Below are 13,643 nucleotides of genomic sequence, written 5' to 3' on the forward strand. Positions count from 1 at the left end.
GGACCGCATCACGCATCTTCAACACCGGCGACACCGTCACCTACCAGGGCAAGAAGTACACCGCCCAATGGTGGACCCGCAACCAGACCCCGGGCGACCCCTACGGCCCGTGGAAACTCGTCGGCTGACCCGACGGTAGTGCAACCCGGGGCCGCCTTCCACGCGAAGGCGGCCCCGGTCGTCGTTACCCCCAGGTGTACGGCGCGCTGTATCGCGTGCCTCACGGCGGCGCCGCCCCGGCGACCCGCCGGCGCGGCATTCGCGCCACAATCGGGTCTTGCCGATGTCGGGTCGCCCTGATGGCACCCGATCGTTACTCCTGTTGGGACGGCTGGTTTGGCGGATGCGGTGACGCCGTGGTGGCAGGCGGTCGACGAGGCCGTCGAGTCGCTCGTCGCGGCCCTGACGGCGGCGGCCGCCCGCGCCGGCGACCGCGACGGCCGCAAACGCCCGCGGGGCGCCCCGCGGCCGAAGCGCCGTGCCAAGAGCACACGCCGCCAGCTGGCCGAGGTCATGCGCTCCCACCGCCTGGCCCCAGGGGTTACCGCGGACCGCACCACGATCGCGGCCCTGTTCGCCGGGCATCGCGGGCTCGTCACCGATCCGGTGCTCGTCGTCGCCGTGGCTCAGGCCGCCGCCATCATCGCCGGCCGCAAACTCACCACGCGGGAGGTCACCCGCCTGCGCTCGGCCAGCACCCGGATAGCCAAGCTCATCGCCCGCGCGGAGGCCGCCGACCGCGCCGCCGCCCCTTCCGCTCCGCTCTCGCCCACACCGACGCTTCCACCTCCCTCGTCCCCCTCGACGCCCACCGTGCCGGCTCCCCCGGTACCTTCACAGCGCCCGTCAGCGGCTTCCGGCGGACCTCGGCACACCCGCCCTCGCCGTCACGGCCGGCGACGCCGGCAATGGCTGGCCGCCTCGGCGGCAGTGCTGATCGCCGCCACCGTCTCCCTCGTCGCCGTCCCGGTCGCACGCTCGGGCCCGTCGAACACGTGCCAGGCCGACGGCGTCATCACCGCACCGCTCCACGGTCAGCCGGTACCGATGACTCCGGCGCTCGACTTCGACGAGGTGCACGGGTCCGTGCGGCGTGCCGACCAGCGCGGCCGCACCTACTACTGGGCCACCGCCGGCTCCGCCGCCGACCGCCCGGCATCCGGCGGCACCAGCGTGCGCTGGCGGTTCGACACCGGCGACACCTGGCACGCCTGCGCCGTCACCTTCCCGGCAACCGCCCGCGACGACGTGCGCACCGCGGCGGTCGCGACCATCCTGGCCGGCCACCCCGTACGCCTGCAGGCATGCCTGTGGCGCGACCACCCGTACCGGCAACAATGCACCACCGTCGGCGACCCGCTGCCGGCTACCGGCCCGGGCAACTGAGTGCGCTCGCCGCCCGCTCCGGCGGGAACGTCACGGCCCACGTCGGCACCTGACCGATGCCGTCGCTATGTCCGACCGGTCGTGCTGGCCGTCGCGGTCATCCGGTCAGCGAGTCCGCCTCGCCCCGCGCCGCCTCGGCTTCTGCGGTCGCGGCGGCCGCCTCGTCGTGGCGACCGGCGGCGCTCAGGTGTTCGGCGTGGCAGGCCAGCGCGCGTGCCAGATCGCGCAGGTGGGACTGCGGATACCGCTCGGCAAGGGATCGCCAGATGGGCAGCGCCTGCTCGTCCGCCGCCACCGCATCTTCCCACCGGCGTACCTTGTGCAGGCTGTCCGCCGTGCGCAGCAACGCCCGCGCGACCTCCGGGCTGGCCGAGCCATAGAGCGCCGGCGCGATCCGGCGCTCGATCTCGAGCGACTCCTCGGCCGCGGCCAACGCCTCGTCGTGCCGCCCGAGCCAGCCGTGAATCTCCGACACCGAACGCAGCGCCGCGGCGAGCCGCTGCGAGCGTTCCGCCGAGCCGGTCGACCCCGAGTCGCGACAGACATTGGCGGCCCGTCTGGCCGCGTCCAGGGCTTCGCCGTACCGGCCGAGCGTCACGAGCCCCGAGGCGAGGATGACCAGCGCCCGGCTGTACGCCGTCGTCCGGCTGCCGGCGACCTCCTTGCGTGCCGCCCGGTACAGCTCGACCGCCTCCTGCGCGGCCTGCAGCGCCTCGTCGTGACGGTCGGCCTGGGAAAGGCTGACGGACAGGTTCGTCAGCGCGTGGCCGAGCCCATCGGCTCGTCCACCCGGGTTGTTCCGGTCCACCCCGCGAAGCATCTCCACCGCCTGCCGATCGACGGCGAGGGCATCGGCGTACCGGCCGAGACGGTCGAGCTGAACCGCGAAGTTGCTGGTCGCTGTCCCCAACGCCGACCGGTACGAGCCCGGATGACGATCCTCGAGCTCGTCGTACACGTCGACCGCCTCGTCGGCGGCGCGCAGGGCCTCCTCGCGGCGGCCCAGCTGGCTCAGCCGGCGCGCCAGCGCGTCCAGCGCTGCGGCCAGCTTCGGCTGGTACGCGTCCGGCTCGGCGCTCGCCATCCGGCGCGCCAGGGCGACCTGCATGGCCTCCATGCGCGCGTCCGCCGGCTCGGCCGGAGCCGGCACTGCGCGAGCCGGCACCGCCCGGGACGGCCGCCGCGCTGCCGACTCGTCGCCACCAACGCCGACTGCGGCGGCGGCCTTCTCGCGATGACGATCTGCTCGCCGCCGCGCCGGCGCCGCGGCGGCCGGATACGCTTCCGGCTCCACGACCGTGAGCCACTCGGCCGCCCGCGGGCGGTAGCCGTGCCGCTTGAACAGGCCGTGCACAATCGCCGCCGTGTGGCCGGCACCATAGACGACGGCCACGTCGATCCGCTCCGCCGACCGGTCCCGGTCGATGGCCGACAACGCCGCGAGCAGCCGCTCGTCCCGCCTGCCGCCGAACACATCGTCGAACTGCTGCGCCAGCTCATGGTCGTCGAACGCCTCCTGCTGGGCGTCCGGAAGGTCGCTCAGCTCGACCTGCGGCCCGAGCAGATGCCGACGGCCACCGAAGAACTGCATCACGGCCACGAACGGCATGACGCACCACAGGACGATCCGCGTTCGCCAGGGAAGAGTCCGCCAGCCCTGCGCGAACTCGTCCGCGGTCACATCCGGTTTGATCAACGGCACGCCGAGCGACCCGTACGCGATATTGTCGACCACCAGGTGCGAACGCTTGTTCGCCGGCATCAACCGGTACGTCAGGGTAATCGCCCAGCCGAGCGCCGACCGCCCACTGACGCCCTCGACCACCAGCAGGTCGCAGCGCCGCAACCGTTCGGCCACGTCGGCGTAGAATCGCGGGCTCGCCACATGCAACATCGGGAACACGATGAACTGCAACTCGGCACCCGGGCGGCGCAGCCGCAGCACGGCCGACCGCGTGCCGATGACGCTGTGCTCGATGATCTGCACCCCGTCCTCCCCCGAAGATCCCGGGCCGGCCCCGCGCCGAGCCGGGTCTCAAGGACAGTGTCGCGTGCCGATGCGAGCCGGCACGTCCCGCAAGCAACGCCCGCGGCACTGTCTCCAGCTCAACGGCTGAGCCGCGCCGCACCACAAAGCCCCCGTACGCGGCCCTTTACCACGGCCGAGCCGAGCGACTCCACAATTCGCGGCGCGGCGGCGTTCTAGAAAGCGAGGGAGCCCGACGTGGGGAGCGGCCTGTGACGTTTGACGAGTTCGTCGGTGCGCAGCTGGGCGCGTTGTTGCGCTACGCGACCGTGGTGACGTGTGACCCGCACCTGGCCGAGGACATCGTGCAGGACGTCCTGGTGCGGGCGCAGTCACGGTGGGGACGCATCGGCGCCGTGGAACAGCCCGAGGCGTACGTGCGTCGGATGCTGCTCAACGAGTTCCTCTCCTGGCGACGCCGAGCGACGCGACGAGCGACGCCGGTGCGACAAGAGACGCTGGACGCCGCGGCGCCGACTGTCGAGGATCCGGCGAGTCTGCTGGTGAAGCGGGACGCTGTCGTTGCGATGATCGCGGCGCTGCCGCCACGCCAACGCGCGGTGATCGCGCTGCGGTTCTATGAGGGATCCACGGACGCCGAGATCGCAGAGATGCTCGGCTGCAGTGAGGCAACGGTACGCAGCCACGCCTCGCGAGCGTTGGCAACGCTGCGCCGCCCCGAAGCACTGGCACGGACCATCCTGGCTGGAGGAGACACAAGGTGATCACAGACAAGGAGATCCAGGCCGCTCTCGAACGTGTGGCGTCGCGCGCACCCGACCCCTCGCGGGTCCGGGCCGGACTGGACGCGCGGGCGCGGGTGCACCGGCAGCGCCGGGCATTGCTCGTGGCCGGCGGCGCCGTGGCCACGGCGAGCGTGCTCGGTCTGCCCGCAGCGGCGCTGTGGCTCGACACTGCCGGTCAGGACGCCGCGGGCGCACCCGACGACGTGCCAGTCGAGCCCGACGTGCGGACCGCCCCAAACCTTGGAGCCGCCATGCCGGAGCCGGCCGCCGCGCCGGGCAACCTACGTATCCCGCTGCGCTACCGGCCCACGTGGTTGCCGGAGGGGTACGTGGAGGCGTCCAGGGAGGCCAGCCTGCGCGGCGGTGCCCCGGACTACCAGGTGCGCGAGTGGATGCGGGCGGAGGACGCCGCCACGATGCCCGACGGCAACCACGACCGCGCCCCGTTCGTCCGGCTGATGCTGGTATCGGCGAGCGAATGGCCGATCGGCGACTGGCGGCTGCCGGTCACCGTGAACGGCGTGGCGGGCGGGTTGTCCCCCAAGGAAGGCCAGACCCCGCAGGTCGTCTGGCCGGTCGCGGAGGGGCTCCAACTGGCCACTATGGTTCAGGGAGTCGGGGACGACTCCCTGGTGGCGCAATGGGTCGCCCGCTCCGTTGAGGCCGACAGTGTGACCGCGGTCGATTCTCCGCTCGACTTCGGCTGGCTGCCCGACTCGATCCAGGGATCGCACCGCATCGCCGTTTCGTACCCGGCCGAGACGTGGACGGCGACACTGTCGGTCATCCGCGACCGTCAGCAGGTTGCCGGAGCCGTCCTCGGTCCGGCGGTCACGGCGCCGTCGGCCGACGGCAGCCCGGCGTCGGTCCGGGGGCGGCAGGGCCTCGTGCACAGCTTCGACACGGGCGGCGGATGGGCGTACGTCGAACTCGCACAGGGCATGCGACTCGCGGTGACCGTCATGCAGCCGACGAGCCGGGAGGAACTGTTGCGCGTCATCGCCGAACTCAAGATCGGTACGACGCCGTATCTCGGCTGGCTCGGCCGGCGTTAGACGGCCCCTCCCCGGTGCGACCCGGCTACGAGGCGTAGGGCTGTGAGCTGGTCAGCCGGTCGAGTCCAGCCAACGTCGCGGCGTCGGCGGATGATGCGACATCTCTTTGTGCGGACATCGCATCGCGGACGGCGGCGCCGGCTCCACCGGCGCCGCACGCAGCGCCGGATAGGTGCCGGCGATGCGGCCAATCAGGAGCCCTGCGAACGGAGCGCCCAAGACTTCGCTCACTGCCGGGCCGCCGGCGCTGTTCAACATTGCCGTCCACCGGCAACCACCACGCGACGCGGTTGCCGGTGATCGCCGATGCGCCCCGCCGGTCGTCGGCGGACGCTGAAGATTCACGCGGCGGTCAGGCGGAGGAGGACAGTGACGATGACGACCGGTACGGCGCCGGATGCCCGAGACACTCGTACGTCCGTCCGCGAAACCGCGCGAGAAGGAGCCACGATGATCAACAATAGGCTCGGCCCCGCGCTCGCGCTCGGATCCGCTGCGACGACGCAACGACCCGCTCGGGTGGCCCTTGGCCCTGACGCCGGCCCGGCAACCGCCGGACCCACAGCGATCGGCCTCGACATCGGCAGCGCCTACACGCGGATCTGGGCATCCGGCCGGCCCATGGTGCACGCCCGCACCGGCTACGGCCCCGCCGCGTACGGACCGATACGACACGGGCGGATCACCGACCCGGCCACCGTGCACACGATGCTGACCGGTCTGTGCGCCGGAGATGCCCGGCGACCGTCGCCCGGCGCGATCGTTGTCGCCTGCCGTCCTGCCCAGACTGCCGCGGGCGACGAGCAGGCATTACGCCAGACGATCGAGGCCGCGCTGGCGCCGAAGCGACTGCTGTTCATCGACACCGTTCGGGCAGCCGCCATCGGCTCAGGCGCGCCGGCTGGGCCGCTGCTGGTCGTCGACGTCGGCGTCGAGTTGGTGGAAGCCGCGGTGCTGGCCAGAGGCGTCGTCGTCGCGTTACGCCACGAATTGGATGCCGATGCCGCGACCGGGCTGAACGCCGACGACATGGTGGCAGCCGCCGTCATCGATCTCCTGCAACGCTTGCGTCGCCTGCCGTTGGGGCGGCAAGCCGCTGCGGCTGCGGAACGCCGCGGGCTGCTGCTCGTCGGTGGCGGCGCCACCAGGCCTCGGCTGGCCGCCCAGATCGCCGCCGCCGTGGATGTCCCCGTCTGCCGACCTGCCGCACCCCACCTCGTCGCCGCCCGCGGGGCCGGCCTGGCCGCGCTCGCCGCCCTTCGTCGCGCCGCGATGTGCCCCTGAGCAACACACATCCGCCCGACGACGGCGCTGTTCCGTTGTCATGAACCTCGCCCAAGTCCGATAGTCCAGAACCTCATCCGCCGTGTCGCCCCCTGGAGTACCTCGTGAACGTCGAACGCAGCTCGCTGCCCGGTATCGGACGCAGCTACCGCTTCACCACCGCACAGGGCCGCTGCGTCGGCGTCATCGTTCACCGCAACGACGGCCGATACGACCTCGCGATCAACGACCCGGACAATGCCGACCGCGGGTGCAGCATCCGGCTTACCCGCGTTGAAGCGGCCACGCTCGCCGGGTTGCTCAGCATCGTTGACCTCGCGGACATCAACATCGTCACCACCGACGCGCAAGCCTGACGCGGCCGACACGACTGGGTCCCGGCCCCAGCATCCTCGTCGGCCGCAACATCGACGTGCTTCGGCCGGCTGCCGGCGCGCGGCTCGGACTCAGCGCTGGTGTACCGCTCCGACTCAGCGCCGACGCGCGGCTCGATGTCCGTACGTATCTGTGTGCGACTGGGCCCCGGCGTCGGCGCTCGCGTTGGCGCCAGCGTCGGCATCCACCTCGGCCTCGGTGGCCGGCTCGGACGCCGTGCCAAGGTGCTGCCTCGCGCCTGTGTCGGGGTGCGATTCGGGATCGGCCCGGGCCAGGCGGGGTTCGGTCAGCAGCAGGGCCACGGCGGCGGCTGTGATGAGGGCGCCCGCGAGGGCGACGGCATGGACGCCCATGCGGTCGATGATCAAACCGCCGAGGAAGGAGCCGGTGGCGATGCCGACGTTGAAGGCGGAGCCCGTGCCGGCCGAGGCAAGGTCGGTGCTGCCGGGCGCGACCTGCAGCGTGCGGTTTTGGACGGCCGCTGCCATGGCGCTGAACGCAAAGCCGCCCAGGGCCAGGGCGGCGATCGCGGCTGGCTTCAGGGTGCCGAGGGAATACAGGGCCAGCAGGGCCACGGCGACGAGCGCCATCGGGGTGACGAGGGCCAACCATGGGTACCGATCGAGAAATCGGCCGACCACGACGGTGCCGAGGAATCCGGCTGTGCCGGTCACGAGCAGGACCGGGCCGAGCGTCGCGGGCGCGAAGCCGGTGACGTCCAGCAGATAAGGCGTCACATACGTCTGTGCGGTCACCGCGCCGGTCACGCCGATCGCGGTGCAGAGCACGAGCAGGAGATATCGCCGCGCATTGGGAGCGCCGCCGCGCGAGGCGGTCTCGGACTGGGGGGTCCTGCGGCCCGGAAGCAGGGTCACCACGACGGCGCACGTGGCGACGCCGATCGCCGCCATGACCAGGAACGCGAAGCGCCAGCCGGCCTGCTGGCCCAGCCAGGTGCCGATCGGCACGCCGAGCACCGGGGCGAGGGCGGCACCCATGGACATACGCGCCACGGTGCGGCCGCGCTGCGACGGCGGGAACAGGCCGGTGGCGGTGGAGCCGACGACGGACCAGAACAGCGCCTGGGTGAGCCCGACGACGAGCCGCGCGCCGAGCAGCACGCCGTAGCCGGGGGCGAGCGCGGTGACCAGCGTCGCGGCGGAGAACACGCCGAGCGTGACGCCGAGCAGCAGGCGGCGCGGGACCCGCTGGGTGAGCCGGGCGAGGGGCATCGACATGAGAACGACCACCGCGGCGTATCCCGTCATCAACAGGCCGACCTGTGATCTGGACCGGTGCAGGTCGTCGGCCATGAGGGTGAGTAGCCCGACGGGCAGGACCTCTGTGGTGACGAACGTGAATGTCGAGATTGACAGGGCGGCCAGGGCCAGGTTTGCGCGTCGGTGTTCGAGCATCAGAGCTCTCCCGTCCGAGGATGATTCCGACTAACCGCCGAACGGTGGTAGCATCCCACACATGGAATCGACGGACAACCCGGATCTCCGCCTCGTCGGCGGACACCCCGCGCTCGATCTGATCAACACGGTCGAGCCGCGGGTGCCGGGTGCCGCGCCGGAGAAGGAGCACCTCAACACCCCGCAGGAGCTGCTCGACTGGGCCGTGCGGGCCCGTGTCGTGCGCGCGGACGAGGTGCCCCGGATCCAGGACGCGTGGCGTGGCGAGCAGGCACTGGCCGCGGCGCTGGCGATCCGGGAGGCCCTGTATGCGGCGGTGATGATCCGCCTCGACCAGAACCTGGGTTCGAGGCTGCCGTATCAGGCATCACTGGAGCAGCTCGCGACGCGTTACGCCGCCGCGGCGGCCAGGGCGAGGCTCGCGCTGGCGTTCGGGGTGGTCGCGGCGGCCAACCTGAAGTTCGGGGAGATCGCGGAGTTCGCTGTCCAGGACCGCCTCGCGCAGGCCGCCATCGACCTGCTGACCACCGAGAACATCGACGCCTTCCGGGTGTGCCCGCTCGACGACGGCGGCTGCGGCTGGGTGTTCCTCGACCGCAGCCGCAATCATTCGCGACGATGGTGCGCGATGGCCGACTGCGGTGCGCGCGTGAAGGCCCGCCGGCTCACCAGCCGCCGGCGAGCCGCCCAGTAGGAGCAGACAGCTACCACCAAAATGCCTTACGATGGGAGCATGAGCATGGCACTCGTCCGCTGCGACTTCTTCTCCGACACACTCGGGTTCGGCACGTCCATGACCGTGCTGCTGCCGGAATCGACGACCGGGCAGATCGGCGTGGGCGGTAGCAGTCGCACCGGCGAGTTCCCGACCCTCTATCTCCTGCACGGCCTCAGCGACGACGACACGGTCTGGACGCGCCGCACCGCGCTCGAGCGATACGTGGCCGAGATGGGCCTCGCCGTCGTAATGCCCCAGGTGCAGCGAAGTTTCTACACCGACGAGGTGTGGGGCCGTCCATATTGGACGTTCGTGGCCGAGGAACTGCCGCGCGCGGCCCGCGGTTTCTTCCGGCTCTCCGACGACCCGGCGAAGACGTTCGTGGCGGGCCTTTCCATGGGTGGGTATGGTGCGCTCAAGCTCGCGCTGCGCCACCCCGACAGGTTCGGCGCCGCCGCCAGCCTCTCCGGCGTGCTCGATCTCGCCGGCCGGATCCCCGACCTGGACCGGCCCGAGGACCCGCGGATGTGGCAGCGCATCTTCGGCGACCCGCCGGCCATCGAGGGGACCGACGACGACCTGTTCCACCTGCTCGGCACGGTCTCCCAACCGCCGCCGCTCTACGTCACCTGCGGCACCGAGGACGTCCTGTATTCGTCGAACTTGCTGTTCCGCGACGCATGCGTCGAGCACGGCATCCCGCTGACGACGGACTTCTCCCCCGGAGCGCACGACTGGGCCTTCTGGGACGACAAGATCCGCGACGTCCTCGCCTGGCTGCCGCTGCAATGATCCCCTACCCCCAGCTGAGCGCCTGGCTGACAGCAACATAGACGAGCGAACCTGCAGAGCCACGCGAGTTGTAGGGCTACGCGGAGGCGCGTGGCCGAATGGCCAACTGGGATCCGAGCCGCGCGGCTGGCTCGCAGACACAGGAGTGACGTCGCCCGGCACGGTTCTGAGGCGAGGCCGGCCGGGGTGTAGCCGGCGAGGGCACAACCGAGTCGAAGGCTGGGCGGAGACGAAGGGAGCGGGGCCGCCCGGTTGGAATCTTGGGTCCAACGGTGGCGACCCCGTTGCGGGCTACGCGGCCTCGTGCACTGCGGGGGCTGGCAACAGTTCGCGCTCTCGTGAGCGAACATAGGCTGATGTGAGCGTTAGTATCGTCGGGTGAAGCTGGCCGAGTGGGCGCGCCGAGGCGGTGTGCATCGGCAGACCGCGTACCGCTGGTTTCGTGAGGGGACCATGCCGGTACCCGCTCGACGGTTCCCGTCCGGCACGATCATGGTTGATGTGGCCGGGACCGCCCCGCAGGGTCGGGTGGTCGTCTATGCCCGGGTGTCGTCGGCCGGCCGGCGAGCCGACCTGGACCGGCAGGTCGCCCGAGTGACCGCCTGGGCCACCGGGCAGGACATGCTGGTCTCGCGCGTGGTAGCTGAGGTCGGCTCGGCGCTGAACGGGCGGCGCGAGCAGTTCCTCGCGTCGCTGCGTGACCCTGGCGTGTCGACGATCGTGGTCGAGCACCGGGACCGGTTCGCCCGGTTCGGCGCCGACGACGTCGAGGCCGCGCTCGCTGCGCAGGGCCGGCGGCTGCTAGTTGTCGACCCGGCCGTGGTCGACGACGACCTGGTCGGTGACGTCACCGAGATCCTGACCGGCCGGTGTGCCCGGCTGTATGGCCGCCGGGCGGCGGCGAACCGGGCCAGCCGGGCCGTCGCGGCGGCGACGGCGACGGCGGAGGAGGACCTGTCGTGAAGCGGTACGAGCCGCCGGCCGGTTGGGTCGTGCAGGCGTACAAGTTCGCCCTCGACCCGGGCGGTACGCAGACCGGGAGCCTGCGCCGTAACACCGGCGCGGCCCGGTTCGTCTACAACCACATGCTGCGGCGGGTCTGCGCAGTAAAGTTGCAGCGCGCCGCCGAGGCCAGCTACGGGGTGCCCGAGGCCGACCGCACGCCGTGGCAGGGCTGGTCCCTGCCGGACCTGCGCCGCACCTGGAACGAGATCAAACAGTGGGTGGCGCCCTGGTGGGCAGAGTGCTCCAAGGAGGCGTTCAACACCGGCCTGGCGAACCTGTCCGCCGCCCTGGGCAACTGGCACGCCTCCCGCACCGGTGCCCGCAAGGGCCGCCGGATGGGCTGGCCGCGCCCCAAGCGGAAGCACGCCCAGCGGTCCGCCCGGTTCACCACCGGCGCGATCCGGGTCGACCCTGACTATCGGCATGTGGTGCTGCCCCGGCTGGGCCGCATCCGCACCCACGAGTCCACCCGCAAGCTGGCCCGCCGGGTGCGGGCAGGCACCGCACAGATCCTGTCCGCCACCGTCAGCGAGACCGCCGGCCGGTGGTTCTGCTCGTTCCAGGTCGCCGTGCGCCGCGACCACAGCCGCCCGGCGCACGCGCCGAGGGCCGGCCGGGTCGTCGGGGTGGACGCCGGGGTCAAGCACCTGGCGGTGCTGTCCACCGGCGAACTCGTGCCCAACCCGGCGCCGTTCAAAGCCGCGCTGCAGAAACTCGGGAAAGCACAACGCCGCGCCGCGCGCCGGATCGGACCGTACGACCCGGCCACCAGACGCAGACGCACTGCGTCGAACCGGTGGCAGCGGGCACAGGCGGCGGTGACCCGACTGCACGCCACGGTCGCGGCTGTCCGCGCGGACTCGTGGCACCAGCTCACCACCCGGCTGGCACAGCAGTTCGACACCGTCGTGGTCGAGGACCTGCACGTGGCCGGCATGGTCCGCAACCGCAAGCTGGCCAGATCCCTGGCCGACGCCGCCCCGGCGACCCTGCGCCGGCACCTCAGCTACAAGACCCGCTGGTACGGCAGCACGCTGCACGTCGCCGACCGGTGGTACCCCAGCTCCAAGACATGCTCGGCCTGCAAGACGGCGAAACCCAAGCTGTCACTGGCTGAGCGCACCTTCAACTGCACCACCTGCGGGCTGTCCTTGGACCGGGACGTCAACGCCGCACGGAACCTTGCCGCGCTCGTGCGGCACGTCGACCTGGAGTTGCCGGGCGACGCAAAAACAGGACGTGGAGCCTACGTAAGACCCGTAAGACCTGCACCCGCAGGCGGGGCAGCGTGCGACGAAACGTCAAGGCCCTCAGGGGCCAACGCCGGCCGGCAACGGACGGCTGCCGACCGTGAGCTGACATTTACTCACTGAAAGGCAACGGTGGGGGCGGGCTTCGTGGTGGTGGCCGGTTGGGGTTCCCAGGCGGGGCGGCCCGTTCGGACCAGCAGCAGGACCAGGGCGGCGCCGGCCAGGGCTACCCAGCCGGCCACGGTTACCACGTGGTTCACCGCGTCCGCGGCGGCGGCGTGGGTGGACGCCGGGGTGGTGGGGTGGTGGGCGGTCAGGCGGTTGGTGAAGATCGAGCCGAAGACTGCCACGCCCAGCGCGAAGCCCAGCTGGCGGAACGTGTTCACGGCGCCGCCGGCCATGCCGCTGCGTTCGTGGGGAACGGCGGCCAGGGCGGCCGAGGCCATCGTCGGCAGGACCGCGGCCACGCCCAAGCCTACGACCACGAGGCCGGGGATCAGGGCGGTGCCGGTGCTGGTCGGCGTCAGGCGGGCCTGCAGGAGGGCGCCGGCTCCGATGAGGATGAGGCCGAGGCCGATCGTCCAGCGAGGGGCGATCCGCTGGAAGAGGCGGCCGCCGGCGCCGCCGACCAGGAAGGAGGCTGCGGACATGGGCAGGGCGCCCAGGAGGCCGGCCTCTACGGGGCCCTTGCCCAGGAACTGCTGTAGCCAGACCGTGGTGAAGGGGAGGTAGGCGAACGCGGCGGCCTGTGCGAGTACGGCGGCGGTCATGAGGACGGCGAAGGACGGCCGGGCCAGGGAGAACAGCCGCAGGTCGAGCATGGGGTGGGCGGTGCGGCGCTCGATGGCGATGAAGGCGACCAGGGCCGCGGCGGCGACGCCGAACACGGTCAGGGTTGACGCGGACGTCCAGCCGGCGTCGCCGCCGCGGATGAGGGCGAACGTCACGGCGGCGGCGCTGATGGTGAAGGTGACGGTGCCGGGGAGGTCGAGGCAGGCGTCGGCGCGGCCGCGGGACTCGGTGACGCCGCGGAGCGTGAACCACAGGGCCAGGACGCTGACCGGGAGGTTGACCAGGAAGATCCAGCGCCAGCCCAGGTGCTCGGTGAGCAGGCCGCCGGCGATCGGGCCGGCCGCGGCGGCGGCGCCGTTGACGGCGCCCCAGATGCCGAAGGCCACGCCGCGATCGCGGCCGGTGTAGGCGACGCTGAGGATCGCCACCGTCGTGGCCAGCATCGCGGCGCCGCCGAGGCCCTGCAGGAAGCGGGCGGCGACGAGGAGCCCAGCGTTGGGGGCCAGCGCGCACAGCAACGAGGCCAGGGCGAAGACGACGGTACCGCCGAGGTAGACCCGGCGGCGGCCGTGCCGGTCGGCCAGGGCGCCGGAGGCCAGGAGCACGGCGGCGAGCGCCAGGGCGTAGCCGTCGAGGACCCACTGCAGGCCGCCGAGGGTGGCGTCCAGGTCGCGGGCGACGGCGGGCAGGGCGACGGTCACGATCGTGACGTCGACGAGGAGCATGAAGGTGCCGATGGAGACGGCGATCAGGGCAGACCACTTTCGCATGCCGTCGAATGTGGGGCTGGCGCCCGGTT

13 protein-coding genes are annotated in these 13,643 nt (G+C 71.9%); 10 read left to right on the forward strand and 3 right to left on the reverse strand.

Translation table 11 applies throughout. The features are described 5' to 3' along the window. Positions 1–14: 14 nt before the first annotated feature. A complete protein-coding gene (locus ACGFI8_RS39890; protein ID WP_392812778.1) occupies positions 15–128 on the forward strand; it encodes a carbohydrate-binding protein in 114 nt (37 codons plus the stop codon). Positions 129–336: 208 nt separating this feature from the next. Further along, positions 337–1,386: a hypothetical protein gene (locus tag ACGFI8_RS39895; RefSeq protein WP_392812679.1), complete on the forward strand. Its 1,050-nt coding sequence runs from the start codon at positions 337–339 to the stop codon at positions 1,384–1,386. Positions 1,387–1,483: 97 nt separating this feature from the next. On the opposite strand, the gene ACGFI8_RS39900 is transcribed toward ACGFI8_RS39895, so the two are convergent. Continuing rightward, positions 1,484–3,373: a tetratricopeptide repeat protein gene (locus ACGFI8_RS39900; RefSeq protein ID WP_392812680.1), complete on the reverse strand. Its 1,890-nt coding sequence runs from the start codon at positions 3,371–3,373 to the stop codon at positions 1,484–1,486. Positions 3,374–3,624: 251 nt separating this feature from the next. On the opposite strand from ACGFI8_RS39900, the gene ACGFI8_RS39905 reads away from it, so the two are divergent. The 4 genes from ACGFI8_RS39905 to ACGFI8_RS39920 all read left to right on the forward strand — a co-directional run bounded on the left by ACGFI8_RS39905 (position 3,625) and on the right by ACGFI8_RS39920 (position 6,853). Next, positions 3,625–4,137 (forward strand): SigE family RNA polymerase sigma factor, encoded by a 513-nt coding sequence (locus tag ACGFI8_RS39905; RefSeq protein WP_392812682.1) that lies wholly within the window; start codon positions 3,625–3,627, stop codon positions 4,135–4,137. Further along, positions 4,134–5,213: a hypothetical protein gene (locus tag ACGFI8_RS39910; protein WP_392812683.1), complete on the forward strand. Its 1,080-nt coding sequence runs from the start codon at positions 4,134–4,136 to the stop codon at positions 5,211–5,213. Before ACGFI8_RS39905 ends, ACGFI8_RS39910 begins: the two co-directional genes overlap by 4 nt. A gap of 375 nt (positions 5,214–5,588) precedes the next feature. After that, positions 5,589–6,497 (forward strand): rod shape-determining protein, encoded by a 909-nt coding sequence (locus ACGFI8_RS39915; RefSeq protein ID WP_392812685.1) that lies wholly within the window; start codon positions 5,589–5,591, stop codon positions 6,495–6,497. Positions 6,498–6,601: 104 nt separating this feature from the next. After that, positions 6,602–6,853, forward strand: a complete 252-nt coding sequence (locus ACGFI8_RS39920; protein WP_392812686.1) for a potassium transporter TrkA — start codon at positions 6,602–6,604, stop codon at positions 6,851–6,853. Between the two features lie 114 nt (positions 6,854–6,967). Here the strand turns inward: ACGFI8_RS39920 and ACGFI8_RS39925 are convergent, their stop codons facing one another. Beyond that, complete coding sequence (locus ACGFI8_RS39925) at positions 6,968–8,287, reverse strand: MFS transporter (RefSeq protein ID WP_392812687.1); 1,320 nt, start codon at positions 8,285–8,287, stop codon at positions 6,968–6,970. 61 nt (positions 8,288–8,348) lie between these two features. Here ACGFI8_RS39925 and ACGFI8_RS39930 point away from each other — a divergent pair, with 61 nt between their 5' ends. From ACGFI8_RS39930 to tnpB, 4 genes are all read left to right on the forward strand, one after another. Then, the gene (locus ACGFI8_RS39930; protein WP_392812688.1) at positions 8,349–8,981 is read left to right on the forward strand and encodes a CGNR zinc finger domain-containing protein; all 633 of its coding nucleotides are present in this window, start codon (positions 8,349–8,351) and stop codon (positions 8,979–8,981) included. A 45-nt stretch (positions 8,982–9,026) separates the two neighbouring features. Further along, positions 9,027–9,797 carry an alpha/beta hydrolase gene (locus ACGFI8_RS39935; RefSeq protein ID WP_392812779.1) on the forward strand — a complete coding sequence of 257 codons (771 nt, stop codon included), beginning with the start codon at positions 9,027–9,029 and terminating at the stop codon, positions 9,795–9,797. 378 nt (positions 9,798–10,175) lie between these two features. Next, the gene (locus ACGFI8_RS39940; RefSeq protein ID WP_392812689.1) at positions 10,176–10,760 is read left to right on the forward strand and encodes an IS607 family transposase; all 585 of its coding nucleotides are present in this window, start codon (positions 10,176–10,178) and stop codon (positions 10,758–10,760) included. After that, entirely contained in the window at positions 10,757–12,175 is a 1,419-nt protein-coding gene (tnpB, locus tag ACGFI8_RS39945; RefSeq protein WP_392812691.1) for an IS607 family element RNA-guided endonuclease TnpB, read from the forward strand. Before ACGFI8_RS39940 ends, tnpB begins: the two co-directional genes overlap by 4 nt. Here the strand turns inward: tnpB and ACGFI8_RS39950 are convergent. Next, positions 12,169–13,614, reverse strand: a complete 1,446-nt coding sequence (locus ACGFI8_RS39950; RefSeq protein WP_392812693.1) for an MFS transporter — start codon at positions 13,612–13,614, stop codon at positions 12,169–12,171. The genes tnpB and ACGFI8_RS39950 overlap by 7 nt on opposite strands. Between the last annotated feature and the right edge of the window lie 29 nt (positions 13,615–13,643).

The organism is Dactylosporangium sp. NPDC048998 (assembly GCF_043197855.1).
GTDB lineage: Bacteria > Actinomycetota > Actinomycetes > Mycobacteriales > Micromonosporaceae > Dactylosporangium.

Coding starts and splice junctions, on each gene's coding strand:
- ACGFI8_RS39915 (WP_392812685.1), top strand. CDS start 5,589: ATGACGACCGGTACGGCGCCGGATGCCCGAGACACTCGTACGTCCGTC.
- ACGFI8_RS39925 (WP_392812687.1), bottom strand. CDS start 8,287: ATGCTCGAACACCGACGCGCAAACCTGGCCCTGGCCGCCCTGTCAATC.
- ACGFI8_RS39930 (WP_392812688.1), top strand. CDS start 8,349: ATGGAATCGACGGACAACCCGGATCTCCGCCTCGTCGGCGGACACCCC.
- ACGFI8_RS39935 (WP_392812779.1), top strand. CDS start 9,027: ATGGCACTCGTCCGCTGCGACTTCTTCTCCGACACACTCGGGTTCGGC.
- ACGFI8_RS39950 (WP_392812693.1), bottom strand. CDS start 13,614: ATGCGAAAGTGGTCTGCCCTGATCGCCGTCTCCATCGGCACCTTCATG.